10 protein-coding genes are annotated in these 14,989 nt (G+C 46.4%); 1 reads left to right on the top strand and 9 read right to left on the bottom strand.

What is annotated here, in order from left to right; all coding sequences use genetic code 11:
• Positions 1-5: 5 nt before the first annotated feature.
• The 5 genes from WDY75_RS07500 to WDY75_RS07480 all read right to left on the bottom strand — a co-directional run bounded on the left by WDY75_RS07500 (position 6) and on the right by WDY75_RS07480 (position 6,906).
• Positions 6-890 (bottom strand): hypothetical protein, encoded by an 885-nt coding sequence (locus tag WDY75_RS07500; protein WP_063480416.1) that lies wholly within the window; start codon positions 888-890, stop codon positions 6-8.
• 83 nt (positions 891-973) lie between these two features.
• Positions 974-3,700, bottom strand: coding sequence for a GH36-type glycosyl hydrolase domain-containing protein (locus WDY75_RS07495; RefSeq protein ID WP_063480417.1), 2,727 nt, complete (start codon positions 3,698-3,700; stop codon positions 974-976).
• Positions 3,701-3,724: 24 nt separating this feature from the next.
• A complete protein-coding gene (locus tag WDY75_RS07490) occupies positions 3,725-4,561 on the bottom strand; it encodes a carbohydrate ABC transporter permease (RefSeq protein ID WP_006212184.1) in 837 nt (278 codons plus the stop codon).
• Positions 4,561-5,454 carry a carbohydrate ABC transporter permease gene (locus WDY75_RS07485; RefSeq protein ID WP_006212185.1) on the bottom strand — a complete coding sequence of 298 codons (894 nt, stop codon included), beginning with the start codon at positions 5,452-5,454 and terminating at the stop codon, positions 4,561-4,563. The genes WDY75_RS07490 and WDY75_RS07485 overlap by 1 nt, the downstream gene beginning before the upstream one ends.
• 108 nt (positions 5,455-5,562) lie before the next feature.
• Positions 5,563-6,906 (bottom strand): ABC transporter substrate-binding protein, encoded by a 1,344-nt coding sequence (locus tag WDY75_RS07480; protein ID WP_063480418.1) that lies wholly within the window; start codon positions 6,904-6,906, stop codon positions 5,563-5,565.
• A 482-nt stretch (positions 6,907-7,388) separates the two neighbouring features.
• Here WDY75_RS07480 and WDY75_RS07475 point away from each other — a divergent pair, with 482 nt between their 5' ends.
• Positions 7,389-8,426 (top strand): LacI family DNA-binding transcriptional regulator, encoded by a 1,038-nt coding sequence (locus tag WDY75_RS07475; protein WP_172963910.1) that lies wholly within the window; start codon positions 7,389-7,391, stop codon positions 8,424-8,426.
• Between the two features lie 161 nt (positions 8,427-8,587).
• Here the strand turns inward: WDY75_RS07475 and glnA are convergent, their stop codons facing one another.
• From glnA to WDY75_RS07455, 4 genes are all read right to left on the bottom strand, one after another.
• Positions 8,588-10,012 (bottom strand): type I glutamate--ammonia ligase, encoded by a 1,425-nt coding sequence (gene glnA, locus WDY75_RS07470; protein WP_006212186.1) that lies wholly within the window; start codon positions 10,010-10,012, stop codon positions 8,588-8,590.
• A gap of 296 nt (positions 10,013-10,308) precedes the next feature.
• On the bottom strand, positions 10,309-11,364 hold the full coding sequence (gene aroF / locus WDY75_RS07465) for a 3-deoxy-7-phosphoheptulonate synthase (RefSeq protein WP_036639642.1): 1,056 nt from the start codon (positions 11,362-11,364) through the stop codon (positions 10,309-10,311).
• Positions 11,365-11,540: 176 nt separating this feature from the next.
• The gene (locus WDY75_RS07460; RefSeq protein WP_006212188.1) at positions 11,541-13,337 is read right to left on the bottom strand and encodes a sensor histidine kinase; all 1,797 of its coding nucleotides are present in this window, start codon (positions 13,335-13,337) and stop codon (positions 11,541-11,543) included.
• A 38-nt stretch (positions 13,338-13,375) separates the two neighbouring features.
• On the bottom strand, positions 13,376-14,950 hold the full coding sequence (locus WDY75_RS07455) for a helix-turn-helix domain-containing protein (RefSeq protein WP_006212189.1): 1,575 nt from the start codon (positions 14,948-14,950) through the stop codon (positions 13,376-13,378).
• Positions 14,951-14,989: the final 39 nt, after the last annotated feature.

Raw genomic sequence — 14,989 nt, 5'->3', positions numbered from 1 at the left:
TTTGTTTACCAACTGAAGAATTGGAACTGCCTTCTCCAGCATTTCTGTTCTCCCGGAGCCAGACTCAGACGAATAAACACCTCGGGAGAAATCACGTGGCCAGTACCCCATAGCGCCATGTAAGCGACTGGAAAATCACTGCTCTCCCTTACTCCCGCCCTGCTGGCTTTATGCGTGAGCTCCCATGAATAAGAATGGTCACTGCCGTTGAAACCTTCCAGCTTTCCATAAAAGGGCTTGCTCGGCTTGGCGTTCCAGTTCACCTCGCAACCCTGGACAGACAGCAAGCCGGAGGTATAGTCAGATTCAACCTCCGTAAATCGGACAGGTACAGGCAGCCGCAGCTTGTATTCTGGTCCTGCGTCCTGATCGTTTATACCTATGAAATTATGGATATATTCCTCCGTATCAATCCTTCGGCTACCTTCGTTGCAGAGCTCATAATCCATGGTCAACGAGGTACCTTGGATGGAGATCTTCTTAACCAGCCTGGCTGCATATCCCTTTGTGTTCCTTGCATGAACCACATACGTGATGTTTAAATCGTCCGCCGTGATATCCACATCGAAAGGTTCCAGCGGATACGTATACTGAAAGTTATAACCGTCTTCATTAACCCGCTTAAGAAGGCCCACCCCTAGTTTAGGAAACCACTCGCCTACCCTAGTTTCCGAGTACCCCATTCCGTCGTGAAGACCAAATTCATTGCATAATCCTGATCCGCCGGCAGGGTTAAATCCCTCTGCATACTCATGAACACAGAACGTATGACCGCTCCCCACGAGCCTGACCTGTGTAATGAATCCGGTCCGATCAAAACGTGTGCCTTGGTAACTATCAATATCCGCTATATCTACGGCTAGTTGTCCGTTCGTTAATAGATGGCTCATGCTAATCGCTCCCTCTCCATTCATGATGAAGAAGCCCCGGTCACTTGTCTGCCAGGGCTTCCGTCAATTTGCATGTTCTTATGTTAGGCGAGCTCGACAAGAATGATATGAGATTCATTCATGGATAACGCAGACAACGTATAACGATCCACTTCTGCTGCCCCTCGGGTGATACTGCGCAGCTGAACCTTCTCGCCGTTCAGTGTAATGGATTGAATCCCATAACTTCCATAATCCAATCCGCTTGGATTGCTGTATACAATCTGAAGCTGTTGATCAGCAAACCTTGTATCTACAACTGCGTTGCCATCAGCTCCAAATTGAGAGGAACGTAATTTCGGTTCCAAGCGGAGATGTCCCAGATTACCTTTCACGCCAAACACCTCGGTCAGCATCGTAAGCAGAAGCCAGCTTGCTGATCCGGTGAGATAGGGATACATGCCTCTTCCCTTCTCATTGATGTATTCAGGAATACCAGGATACATGCGACTGCGATCAAAGTCATTGCTCAGATCATAAATCGACTGCAGCACCTCATATCCTTCTTGGACAAAACCTCTTTTATACAGAGCATTCGCATACATGACACTCATATGGCTAAACATGGCGCCATTCTCTTTATGCCCGAACGCAAATCCGAACGCACGTCCAAGATTTTGTTGAATCTCGCCAAAATTCGAGTTGAGACGGTAACCGATGTTAGGGTCTTTCAGATAACGATCCACAGCCTTCGTAATCCGGCTTACCTGATCATCGTCAGCAATTCCGCCCATGACAGCAAAGACCTGACCTGTAAGCGTGATGCGCACACCATGGGGAAAATCGCCTTCCACGCGTTCTCCATCATTATTGTAATATCCGTTGAACCACGCATACCCTTCTTCGTTTGTGATCCATTCGTTGCGGCGCAAATGCTGGATGATCCATTCCGCTTTCAGTTTCAAATCCTGTACAACATCCGCTAAACTTAATTTCAGTTTGTTTCCGGTCACAGAGACTTTTACTGATTCGTAATACCTATCCAGCAGTTCGAGTTTCCCTTTAACATCCTCATAGGAAGCGGGAGTCGTTAACGAATCGAGCAAAACAGCCATTTCCTCTGCAATTTCAATGAATTCGACACCGTGGTTCTCCTGCCATGCCAGCAATACATCAGCAAGCTGCATCAAGTTGCTCGCATAAAACGCAGTAAATGCTACACTCTCGCCTCTGCCTGGCGCTAGGTCCAGACCATCATTCCAGTCTGCTCCCTCCAGCTTGATGTTATTGTGCTCGCCTACATTAAAGAACGGAACCAGATTCTGCAGCAAAATATGCTCAAGTATCGTTCCCTCATATACCCTGCCATTCACGGTTAAGAGCTTATTCCCATTCTCCGGCAACCAGTGGCTGTCCTTCTCCTGACACCGTTTCACAAACACATCACGGAAATACGTTTGAGGCTGCTTCAGGAAATCCAGATCCCCGCTCTGATTGATATAAAGCAGGGTGGTCATTAACGGCCAGGCACCATGATCCATCCATACGCGAGGAATATTGTTCCGGTCCGCGATAAACTCACCCGGCTTGGTTCCGATAATTGTTGCATTGCTTCCGTCCATTCGCACACCTGCGTAATTATTGAGCAGAAGGTATCGAACCTCAGATGGCTCCATAATCATCAGTGCAAGGCAATCCTGCCACAGGTCACGCCATCCGCGGCCTCCACGGCCATAGTCATGATAGGGGAGGAAGGAGTTCCCGTATAAACGGCGCAATATAGGCTGCAGCGTTACCCATTTCATCCACATATCCTGCTGTTGATCTCCAGTATGAAAGGACACGGTTGCCAGCTTGTCATTCCAATAGTTTTCGTTCTGCTTAAGCAGATCATCAAAACTCTTCTCCGATAAATACGTTTCGTCCAGCCTGCCGGATTCTATGCGATCCTCTGAAATGACCATTGCGATCACATAAGCTCTGGATTGGCCTGGCAGCAATTGAAGCTCATGAAACCGGAGAGCCCCAATCGCTTCGTAGCCCTCCAGCGTATCACCAGCCGCTGCACCCGCTTTCTTGTTGGCAACTACAGCCTCGGGCCAATCCAGTGCGCCGCCTTCCCCGATAAATTCCTCGAGTACCGGATCATAACCGGCTGGTTCCGCACCATCTGCCTCTGCACCCAGCACGCTGTAGCACACCTGATTGATACGGTGACCGCGCTCGTCAAACGACAGAACAGGCTGCACCTCGATCCCCTTACGATGAACAAAGATCCGATGCAGCAGTGAAGTCACATGACGATGATCCCGCAGATCATCTGCCGAGCGTCCGTACAGCGGGATGGCTGCGGTAGGCGTCAGCTTCAGCGGCTGATCGCTTGTGTTTGTCAGTTTCACTTTCATCAATTCAATTTTGTCATCCGTTACAGGAACGAAACTCGTCACTTCCGCTTGCAGTCCCGTTTCCCGGTTAATCCGCTTCAGCTTATGCCATAGAAACCCAGCTTCTAATTCGCTCTCTTCCTCCTGCTGCATGAATCGGTTTGCATTCTGCCTGGCGGAATTGCCAGTTGCGGACCATGCCCCGTATCCATCGATATACACCCAGAAATTACGTGCAGATTTAGAATTATGCAGATCCTCTACCGATACGGGTGACATCAAAAAAGTATTATGACTGCTTGTGATTTCTCCATGAAGATTCGGCGTTATGGCTGACATCATGCCGGCTTCATTAACTAACGGAAAATATAAATAGCTGTTATGTTCAGGCATGTTCAATGAAAACACGCCCTGGTTCCCCTGAAACTTCCATCCTGTCGATTTCATATCGTTCTCTTCCCCTTTATGCCATTAGGATTTAACCGCTCCTGCAAGAGCGCCATCCACAAGGTATTTCTGTATGAACGTGTACAGAATGATCAATGGTGCAGCCACGATCGTTATTCCGCATGCAAGCAGCGGCCAGTTATTCCCGTACTGCCCTCTGAACTCTTTTAGGCCAAACGTGATCGGATAATTAGCCGGACTTGGAAGATACATGATCGGACCTACAAAGTCATTCCACACCCCAATCGCGGTCAGAATGACACCTGTTGCTATCACAGGTTTCATAAGGGGCAGAATAATTTGGAACAAGTAACGAATATATCCGGAACCGTCCATACCTGCGGCTTCATCCAGATCTCTGCTGATCGATTTGATATAGCCCACAAACATCATGAATACAACGCCTGTGCCCGTCGTTTTCAGTAAAATATAACCGAGCTTGGTATCGTAACCGAAAAATGAAACACTCTCTTTAAAGGACAGCATTAATTTATATTGGGCTACCATCGGGTTCGGAAGAAACTGGGACAGCAAGAAGAACATATAAATGAATCCGCTCCACATGACATATCCGCGCGCAACCGGAAAAGCGGCAAACAACGAAACAATGATGGTAAGTCCCGTTGCCGCCACCGTGTAAATCAGACTGTTGGTGAAATAACCGGCAAAATTGCCCTCAGACCATGCTTGCGTGTAGTTGCCCCATTCAATGTTCTGGACGATCCCAATGGGATTGAGCAAATATTCATTAAAGGATTTAAGCGAAATGTTGAACACCAGCAGAAGCGGCACGACATACAGAATCAGAAGCAGAAATACAACGCCGTAAGAAAGAATTTGAGTTGTTTTGGAATTCTGCATCAATATTCCACCTCTCTCTTACGCGTTTGTCTGACGGCAACAACAACAAAGAGGAGAATAATCAAGAACTGTATCACGGAAAGCGCAGAAGGAAGACCCATTTCCAAGCTGCCGCGGAATGTTTCCTTGTACACGTCATATGCCATCGTTCTGGTATTAAATCGACCGTCTGTTGTTGCCAAAATGATATCAAACGTCGACATAGCCCCAATAATAGACAGCAGCATATTCACCGTGAAAGACGGTGCGATGAGAGGGAAGGTAATATGACGGAAGGATTGCCATTTGCTAGTGCCGTCAATATGACCTGCCTCATATAAATCTTTTGGAACCGACTGCAGTCCTGCCAGAAAGATCAACATGGAGTATCCCATGTACATCCAAATCTGTACGAATATAATATAGCCGAACGCATGGGTGAAACTTCCGAAGAACATATCCTGATATCCGAAAAGAACATCGTAGAGGCGGTTGACCGGTCCGTTTAACGGATCAAACATCATCCCCCATATTAGGGCAACCACAGCTACGCCTAGTACAACCGGCAAGAAAAACACCGCGCGATAGAAATAATCTCCTTTAAGGCGTTGATTGATGATTACGGCAATAAATAGAGCAACTCCATTTTGTACAATCGTAACAACGAACATGAAGATCAGGGTATTTATAATGGAGCGCCAGCGTTCGCCTGAATTTCCCGAGAAGAATAAATCCTTGTAATTATCAAGCCCGACAAATTGATAGGTGCTGCCGGGGAGGTTTTTAACGTCGGTAAAGGAGTAAATGACCGTCAATATCGAAGGTCCAAAATAAAAAACAATGTATAATGCCATGGGTATCAGCAGCAGCAATAATGGTATGAAGCGATTAAACCCTTTTCCAAATGGATACATCTCTCTCACCTCGCAAATCCCGATTCAATAAATGTCGGGGCCTGTTGCACAGACCCCGATTACAGTATGGTTCATTCTATATAGGTCTCTTTATAGTAGAAGAAATCTTTATTTAGGAGCTGCGGCTTCCCATTCTTTTTGCTGAATGTCAGCCAATTCCTTCGCTGTTTTGTAAAGACCGCCCGGAGCCAGGAATTCAGTATGAACACCCTCAGCAGCTAAATGCTCGCCGATATTCTGACGGTTGATCATCATGATTTCGTACGCCAATTCAAAGTCCCCCAGATACGGAGTAAGTTCGTTGTCGATAAAATCGCTTTCGGTTTGAATGTTATCCTGTGTTGGAATGAAACCGGCAGCCTTTACAAATGTCGTGTAGTTCTCCGGTTCGGAGAAGAACTCAAGCCATTTCAATGCTCCCTCTTTGTTCGGTCCTTTCTCGGCAGCATACCAGGTTACATCATACTTGCCGACAAAGGATGCATTCTTCGCCGCATTTTCTGTTGCAGGAAGCGGGAAGTATCCGAACTTCAGCTCTGGGTTTGCAGCTGCAATGGTTGGAGCATCCCAGGATCCATCAGCCAGCATCGCCGCTTTGCCTGTTGCAAAATAAGAAGGCGCTGTTGCATAATCAATCCCCATGAATCCGTCAATCATGTAATTGTCTTGAAGCGTCTTCATTCTTTCCAATACTTCGACTGCCTCTTCATCGTTATAAGCCGTCTCGCCTTTCCAAACACCCTCAATCCATTTCTGTTGATCTCCGCCGCCCAGAATTTTGGCTTGCAGAGCGAATACAGGGAGTTTCAAAGGCCATACGTCTTTACCTGCAACAACAATCGGGGTAATGCCTTTGGCTTTCAGATCATCATTCAGCATAATGAACTCCGACCACGTTTTTGGAACGCTCAGACCATTTTGCTCGAAAATCTCTTTATTATAGAAAAGGCCGGACATGGCTACCTTGCCTGTTGGAACTGCATAGACTTTATCGTTATAAGTTCCGGCTTTTTCGATATCGTTAGCATTATAATTCTTAATGAAGGCTTGGTCCGATAAATCTGCGATCAGTCCTGTATCAATCCACTGCTGCCAATCGGGCACCTTAGCACCTGGCGTCCATTCCTGCGGAGAAAGTCTCATCCCGGACAAATCAGCCAGAACGTCCACATCGTTTGCCGTGATTCTCGCTCTCTGCGCCTGCTTAAATTCATCATCCGGTCCTGTAGTGGTATATTCCACCTTATACTCAGGGTACTTCTCTTCAAATTTCTTGTTGATCTCTTCAACTGCTTTATTGATGTTATCCTGTTTCCAGTGTAAAATTTTGATGACCTTCTTATCGCCTTTAGCCGGTGTTTCTTTATCGGCCGAATCACTGCTTCCTCCGCAAGCCGTTAGCGAGAAAGTCAAAGCACCCGCCAGAAGTACTGCTGATAATTTCTTAATCATTTCTTTACCCCCTGAAATTAATTTGCAATTCATTTATGAAACCGGATTCATTATTCCGCTTCTTTTCGTCCAGTATAGTCTTGATGCTACGAAAATTTCAGTAATCCATTTCGTAATTCAGCGAATTATACCGAAAGCGGTTTCGTAAGGCCTATTATTACTCATAACATTTTGTTTGTCAAAGCTTTTTTTAACCTCATTCAATACAATTTTTCGTCTCGTTATCATTCCGTTATTTCCCCTTGAGAATCCAGCTATATAGCCGCTTCCTTCCATTGACTTAAAGTACTAAAGCGGATACACTATTTTTACGAAACAGTTTCGAATAGAGAATTATAAAAAGTTTCGAACGAATCATCTTAAACGTAAAAACAAGTAAAAAGCGGCATTTTTCATGCTGATATTTAGGTTTTTTTAACAATTATAACGAAAATCCGCGAAAATTTCGGGGTGACTTGATAAACAAATAAGGGGCGTTTAGTATGGGGTTGAATATTAAGACAATCGCTAAAATGGCGGGGGTATCCGTTTCCACCGTCTCCAAGATTATTAACAACTATAGTGATGTATCCGAGGAGACCAAAGCTCGTGTGCTGGAAATCATGAAAGAAACCGGATATACCCCCTCCAACTCCGCGAAAACATTAGCCACGAAAAAATCCAATTTAATAGGCGTTATTTTTGCCGGGAAATTGAATGTGGATTTTACCCATCCTTTTTTCGTTGAGGTTCTGAATTCGTTCAAGAAACAAATGGGTGTCCTCGGTTACGACCTTCTGTTTTTTTCGAATGAAAAATTCCAGGGTGATGATGCCGACTATCTCGGAAGATGTCGTCATTATCAGGTGGACGGCTGTGTCATTATATCCGGGGAAGAAATCGAGCCCTCCATTAAGGAGCTTGATGAGAGCGACATTCCGTGTATTGGGGTCGACATTGAGCTGATCGGCGAAATGTCGGGGCACATTATGTCGGACAACTATAAAATGTCCTCGAAGGTCGTTGAACATTTCTACCTCCAAGGCTTCAGAGACTTAGGATTCATTGGGGGCAGCAAGGAATCTGAAATCTCCAACATGCGTGAGGCCGGTTATCGCAACGCTATGGAGAGCTTCGGGCTTCCTGCCCGTACGGAGTGGTTTCTGAACGGGGATGACTTTTACGAAGCAAGCGGATATAAGGCCATGACACGGTTGATCCAGGCAGGATCGCTGCCCCGTGCCATCTTTGCAGCCTCCGATCAGATTGCCATTGGGGCCATCCAGGCGCTTCAGGAGCAAGGCCTGAATGTGCCAGACAATGTTTCGATCATTGGCTGTGACGATATTGAAGCATGTAAATATACTACACCCAAGTTAACGACCATTCGTCAAAACAAAGACAAGATCGGCCGATTGGCCGCACTTATGCTCTACGACCTGATCAATAAGCAATCACCGGTCAGCTCGTTTGTTGTTGAGCCTGAGCTTATCGTACGCGAATCTTGCGGGAGCAAGACACATCACTTCGGTTACTTCTGATTGCTTGTCCAATTGGACCGACGGTCTTCCTCACCTTCCTCACCTTCCTCACCCGGAAGGCCGCCCTTCTGCTCGCTTGGACAGCACTATCTACTTTCCATCCATCTACATACTAAAAAAAGCTTAGAGCCACAGGCCCTAAGCTTTTTTTAATATGAGTATTAGAGGTCGTAGTACAGGGAGTACTCATGCGGATGAACACGGATGTTAACCGCTTTAGCTTCAGAGCGCTTGAGCTCAATGAAGTTATCGAGGAATTCCTGCGTAAACACGCCGCCCTCAGTCAAGAATTCGCTGTCTGCTTGAAGAGCATCCAAAGCCTCATCCAGGGAACCTGGTACGCTGCGGATTTCTCTCTTCTCAGCATCAGACAGTTCGTATATGTTCTTATCGAATGGTCCGTAGCCCAGTGCCGTCGGATCGATTTTGCGCTTGATGCCATCCAGGCCAGCCATCAGCATGGCCGAGAATGCAAGGTAAGGATTCGCCGTGGAGTCCGGTGTACGGAACTCAATGCGGCAGCCTTTAGGTGTTACAGCTGCAACCGGAATCCGAACTGCTGCGGAACGATTGCCTTTGGAGTACACGAGGTTAACCGGTGCTTCATAGCCTGGAACCAGACGTTTGAAGGAGTTTGTGCTCGGATTTGTCAAAGCAATCAATGCCGGTGCATGGTACAGAATACCGCCGATGTAGTGGATAGCCGTTTCGCTCAGGTTAGCATAAGCTCCTTTTTCGTAGAACAAAGGGGTATCGCCATCGAAAATGGATTGGTGAACGTGCATGCCGCTTCCGTTATCTCCGAACAGTGGCTTCGGCATGAATGTAGCCGTTTTGCCATATTGGCGAGCCGTGTTATGCACGATGTATTTATAGATCAACAAATTGTCAGCTGTTTTCTTTAATGTGTCAAAACGGAAGTTGATTTCAGCCTGCCCTGCCGTTGCTACCTCATGGTGATGACGCTCAACCCGCAGTCCTGCCTCCTCAAGCAAACGGCACATTTCGCTGCGAATGTCCTGCTGTGTATCAATAGGTGCCACTGGAACGTATCCGCCCTTAACGCCAACTTTGAAACCAAGGTTGCCGCCTTCTTCCTTGCGGTTGGTATTCCAGTTTGCTTCCTCGGAGTCTACAAAGTAGCTGGAGCTGTTCATGGAGCTTTCGTAGCGAACATCATCGAACAGGAAAAACTCGGATTCAGGTGCGAAGAATGCTGCTGTACCGATTCCCGCCTCTTGAAGATATTGCTCAGCGCGAGCTGCGATACCGCGTGGATCACGCTCGTAAGCATCGCCCTCCGGTGTAAAGATGTTGCTCATAATGTTAAGTGTAGGATGTGCTGTAAATGGATCGATATAGCAAGATTCCGGATCTGGCATCATTACCATATCTGATTCTTCAATGCCGCGGAATCCTGGAATAGAAGATCCATCAAACGCTACCCCGTTCACGAATGTTTCTTCATCTACCTCTGAAGCCGGCAAGGTAATGTGATGCGCCCGTCCCGACAAGTCCACAAAACGAAAATCGACCCACTCAATATTGTTCTCTTTAATGGTTTGCAATACTTTCTCTACCGACATGTCTCTTCCTCCCAATTTCCGAACATTAAGACTAAAACAGCTTAACAATGTTCATAATCTTTCGATTTCTTTTCGTCATTATATGCCGGGAGATAACCTGACGTCAATACCTATGTAAGGTATTTTTAAAAATGATGTTATATATACTGACATTGAAAACCAGTTAATGTAAACGAAGCAAAAAGACACCTGCGAGCTTGCTGCAAGTGTCTACTACTATAAATAAGGGACTGGCCCAGCTATACTCATATAGCGAACGATATACTTAAGTCTATCAAATTCACCTATATCGATTATTATACGCGCACAAATTCAGAGGCAGGTGCTTTTGAAGTGGCAAAGCTTTTACCTACCAATGGAGCCAGTTGCTCCAAGTCTTTCAGCAGCGCGGCGAATTGATCCGGGAACAGCGATTGAACGCCATCTCCCGTCATGGAATTGTCAGGATCCGTATGCATCTCAATGATAAGACCGTCTGCTCCAGCCGCTACAGAAGCCTTGGACATCGGTTCTACGAGCTCGCGCCGGCCCGTTCCGTGACTTGGGTCCGAGATCACCGGAAGATGGCTCAACCCTTGCAGAACCGGGATGGCAGATAAATCCAATGTATTTCGGGTATACGTTTCGAATGTTCGGATTCCGCGTTCACAGAGCATAACATTCGGATTGCCGCCGGCAAGAATATATTCCGCTGCATTCAGTAACTCATCATAGGTGGCGCTAAAGCCTCTCTTGAGCAAAACCGGCTTACCGCAGGTGCCCAGTTTGCGAAGCAGATCAAAATTCTGCATATTTCGGGTACCTACTTGAAGAATATCGGCATACTCGGCGCAAATATCAACGTATTCGGGGGTCATAACCTCTGTTATCGTCAGCAGGCCATGTTTTTGGCCCGCTTCAGCCATCATGATCAAACCCTCGACGCCAACACCCTGGAAGCTGTATGGACCCGTACGAGGCTTAAATGCGCCTCCTCTGAGCACTTGCCCACCTGCTGCCTTGACCAGCTGTGCAATCTCGTCAATCTGCTGCGCAGATTCCACTGCGCACGGTCCCCCCATGACAACCAGGTTGCCGCCGCCAATCCTGGTGCCCTTAATATCGATAACGGTATCATCCGGATGGAAATCACGGCTCGCCAGCTTGTAGGACTTGGAGATCTTGACTACGTTCTCTACACCTTTCATTTGACGAAGATGCTCCGCAAGTTTCGGATTCACACTGCCGATAAGACCGATTACCGTCCGATCCGCTCCTCGGGATACATGAGCCTGCAGTCCTTCCTTCTCAATTTCCCCTACGATATGCTGTACTTGTTCCTCTAATATTTGATTTGAAGTGATAACGATCATTATATAACCTTCTTTCTGAATATATTCCTGTTTGTGAATGAGTTAATGCTCACTTTCGCGCTTGTTCGCTTTTAAGCTTTTATGCTTTTAAATGATAAAGTAAATATACAGAAAAAATCTCCCGTCGTCAAGCCCATTCTTCAAGCCTTCATGATCGGGAGATCTGGTCTTTCCGTTTACAATAACGTTTTATTACGTCCTTCTGCCACTTTTCGCTTAACCAGCGGTATGACAATTCTTACGGTTGTTCCGATACCAGCACGGCTGAACAAAGTGACCCCATATTCATTACCGTAGTGAAGCTTGATCCGTTGGTCTACATTCCGAATGCCGTATCCGGCATTGGTCAGATCCTGACCAGCTGTATTATCAAGAACTCTGCCGGGAGGGAAGCCCACGCCGTTATCAATGATTTTGAATTCCAGCACATCTTCCACTTCCAGCACTGTGGCCGTAATTCGGATATGAATATACTCCCCGGTCCATGCATGCTCCAGCACATTCTCGATAAACGGCTGCAGTATCAATTTCACCGTTTCATACCGTACCACCTCAGGCGCATAATCATAGGTAACCTGCATCCGCTCATCGTATTTGATCTTTTGAATATCAACATACGCCTGAGCCTGTTCCAATTCATTCTTCACCGAGATGATATTACGGCCATCATTCAGCGACAGACGGTAAAACTTCGCCAAATCCATCACCATGCGCTGAAGTTTATCCAGCATCCCGAACCGTGCCAAGCGGCTGATGGAAGATAGCGTATTGTATAGGAAATGCGGATTAATCTGCGCATGAAGCGACTCCAGCTCCGCTTCTTTTTTCTGCAGATCGGCGAGATACACCTCATTGATCAGTTTACCGATATTGCTACCCATATCGTTCAAAGCAGAGGAGATGTGGGTGAACTCATCATTTCCTTTAAAAGACACCCGTTTATGGAATTCACCTTCCTGAAATGAATCAAGCACCGATACGATTTTGGACACCCTTCGACTGAAATATCTTGAGACCACGATGCTGACAACAAAAAAGATACCAATGCAAATGAGACAGATCAGATAGGTTAGATTACGTATCTTTACGGTATCTTTCTCCACAATTTGGGCAGGAACCACGGCAATGAGATCCCAGCCCAGCTGAGGAATCGGCTTGCGGATAAGCAAATCCCCGTTCTTACGGAGCTCCTTCTCTCTAAAGACGTTGGTCTGCTTGCCGCCCGATGACAGGACCACGCGTCCTTGGGAATCCGATAAATACAACGCTGTGCCATCGCCGATCTTGTTGTAATCCATGCTTTCGAACAAATCTGTCATGCTGACATTAATCCGCATGAATCCGATCTCCTGCGGTTTAATGGTCGTACTGATATCGACCAGTCTCCGCAGCAATGAGATACGGCCGTTACTCGCATCATCCTCGATCTGTTTCCACTGGAGTGTTACTCCGTAATTCTCTTCCTTGGGATATAATTTATACCAGGTCCTGTTCTCAAGCCGCTCATATTGATAAATATCGAATAGACGTTTGTTCGAGTCGAGCGGATCCGAATACGCGTAACTGTCATAGATCTCCCTAAGATCGTCATTGCGCAGATAGATCGACAGCCAAATCCTCCGGTTCGCTGTGCTCACCGCTGTCTCCAGCTTCGGAATGAGCACATTGATCGTTGTATCGTAGCTTACCCAGGCGCTTTCTGTATATCGCAGCCGGCTGTTAAAGGTCGTATCGAAATACAGCATGTCTGATATTCGAATCATATCTTCCATCTTGTAAGAAATATTCTCGCTCATTTGATGAAGTGTTCCCTGGATGTTGTTGTACGTCTGCTCACGAGTTGACTTAACGAAGACTTGATTCGCGATTTGACCCACAAGCAATACCGGTATAATGATGAACACACAGTACGAAATCATCAACTTGTAACCGAATGGTATCTTGACCCGTATTCGTTCGAATTTCCCCGCCATAACATGCATGACCCCACATCTAATCTGTATTTTGCAAGTTAAGAGTGCTTGCGCCGGTATTCCAAGGGTGTCATTCCGTACATTTCCTTAAACTGCCGACTGAAATAAGGTAAATATTGATACCCGGTCTGTGACGCAATTTCGTATATTTTCAGCTTAGTTGTCTTGAGCAGGTCTCTCGCACGCTCCATGCGGAGTTTAATCACATAATCGCTGAAGTTATGCCCGGTTTCTTCTTTGAAGAGTACCCCGAGATAATTCGGTGAGAAAGAAAAACGGTTTGCCATATCTCGCAGTGTAATGTTCTCATGCATGCGCGCCTGAATATTCTCAATAATCTCTTCGACCAAGCGTCCATTCTTGGTTGATTTTCGGTTTTTGAGCATTTCCGATATTTCCATTGCCTTCATGCGCAGCCATGAGAAAATATCATCCATCGTTTCAAAGTGCAGCAAAATATCAAAATTCTTGAGCTCCAAGCCTGCCATTCGGTACAATTCTTCATTAATCGTCTGAAGATGACCTTCCAGCTTTACCATGATATACACAGCTAAATTGCGTATCGTGAACTTGGAACGTATATTGGAAGCAAGTAATTGAATCGCTTCCAATTCATCATAGATACGAACAATATCATACTCTGTCATGGCTGTAAACAATGCATCGAAGCGGATATCGAGACTTTTTACATCTTCACGATCTTCGGTAGGCACCTCGCTGTACAGAATCCATCTGCCTTTGCCCCGAAACATCTTATAGTCCAGGGCAGCTAAAGCCTCCTGATAGGATGTATGGAGATCCTCCAGCTTGTGGACGGCCTTACCTTCCCCTACAGTCATGGTATAGGCGCATTCTTGCTTCAATTCTTCCAGAAGGGACTGAATCTCCGCTTTGCCTCGGCCACCGCTAAGCAGCACGGCTGTCCGCTGATCGTTCACCTTGCATATATGCTCAAAGCCGTTCGCGTCGAGAAGTTTATGTAATCTTGCAAAGTAGTTCTCCACAACACTAAGCTTTTCCTCGGAATCGAGCGAGCTGTTGCGCCATGTACTTACATTATCAAGTTCCAGCAAAATGACGCACACCGGCCAATGAAGCTCTGTAAAACGGTACTCCCGCTTGATGATATCCAGTATCGCGCCATCGTAAGGCTTCTGAAGAATTTGCAGCAAGTATTGATTTTTGAGGATAGGGATCATCTGCTGATAGGCCTGCTCCGTCTCCTTGCGTTCATGAAGGCGATCGAGCTCAAGTTTCACTTTTGTCAGGGCATCGATCAGTTCCTGATCTTCCATCGGCTTCAAAACATAACTGCACGCGTTCAAAGCGATAGCCTGCTTCACGTAACCAAAGTCCTGGTAACCGCTTACGAAGATAATCCGAAGTTCCTCCTGCAATTTCAGCGCCCGCTGTGCAAGCTCCAGCCCAGTCATATTGGGCATGCGGACATCGGTAACGAGGATGTCGATCTTCTCCCTCTCGAGAACCTCATAGGCGGCGAAGCCATTATTGACCGAGTCTATCACTTTCATTCCGAGATTCTCCCATGGAATAAAGCTCTTCATGCCCTCTAGGTCCAGTATTTCATCGTCTGCCAGCAGCACTTTATACACAGGTTACCATCTCCCCTATAAATTCCGATAAGGGTATAC

Origin of the sequence: Paenibacillus glucanolyticus, assembly GCF_037333485.1 — a bacterium.
Classification (GTDB): domain Bacteria; phylum Bacillota; class Bacilli; order Paenibacillales; family Paenibacillaceae; genus Paenibacillus_AQ; species Paenibacillus_AQ glucanolyticus.
This window is presented reverse-complemented; position numbering and strand designations above follow the sequence as displayed.

What these genes read in the sequence shown, in the direction of transcription:
- WDY75_RS07500 (WP_063480416.1), bottom strand. Translation starts at nt 890, where the DNA reads ATGAGCCATCTATTAACGAACGGACAACTAGCCGTAGATATAGCGGAT.
- WDY75_RS07495 (WP_063480417.1), bottom strand. Translation starts at nt 3,700, where the DNA reads ATGAAATCGACAGGATGGAAGTTTCAGGGGAACCAGGGCGTGTTTTCA.
- WDY75_RS07490 (WP_006212184.1), bottom strand. Translation starts at nt 4,561, where the DNA reads ATGCAGAATTCCAAAACAACTCAAATTCTTTCTTACGGCGTTGTATTT.
- WDY75_RS07485 (WP_006212185.1), bottom strand. Translation starts at nt 5,454, where the DNA reads ATGTATCCATTTGGAAAAGGGTTTAATCGCTTCATACCATTATTGCTG.
- WDY75_RS07480 (WP_063480418.1), bottom strand. Translation starts at nt 6,906, where the DNA reads ATGATTAAGAAATTATCAGCAGTACTTCTGGCGGGTGCTTTGACTTTC.
- WDY75_RS07475 (WP_172963910.1), top strand. Translation starts at nt 7,389, where the DNA reads ATGGGGTTGAATATTAAGACAATCGCTAAAATGGCGGGGGTATCCGTT.
- glnA (WP_006212186.1), bottom strand. Translation starts at nt 10,012, where the DNA reads ATGTCGGTAGAGAAAGTATTGCAAACCATTAAAGAGAACAATATTGAG.
- aroF (WP_036639642.1), bottom strand. Translation starts at nt 11,364, where the DNA reads ATGATCGTTATCACTTCAAATCAAATATTAGAGGAACAAGTACAGCAT.
- WDY75_RS07460 (WP_006212188.1), bottom strand. Translation starts at nt 13,337, where the DNA reads ATGGCGGGGAAATTCGAACGAATACGGGTCAAGATACCATTCGGTTAC.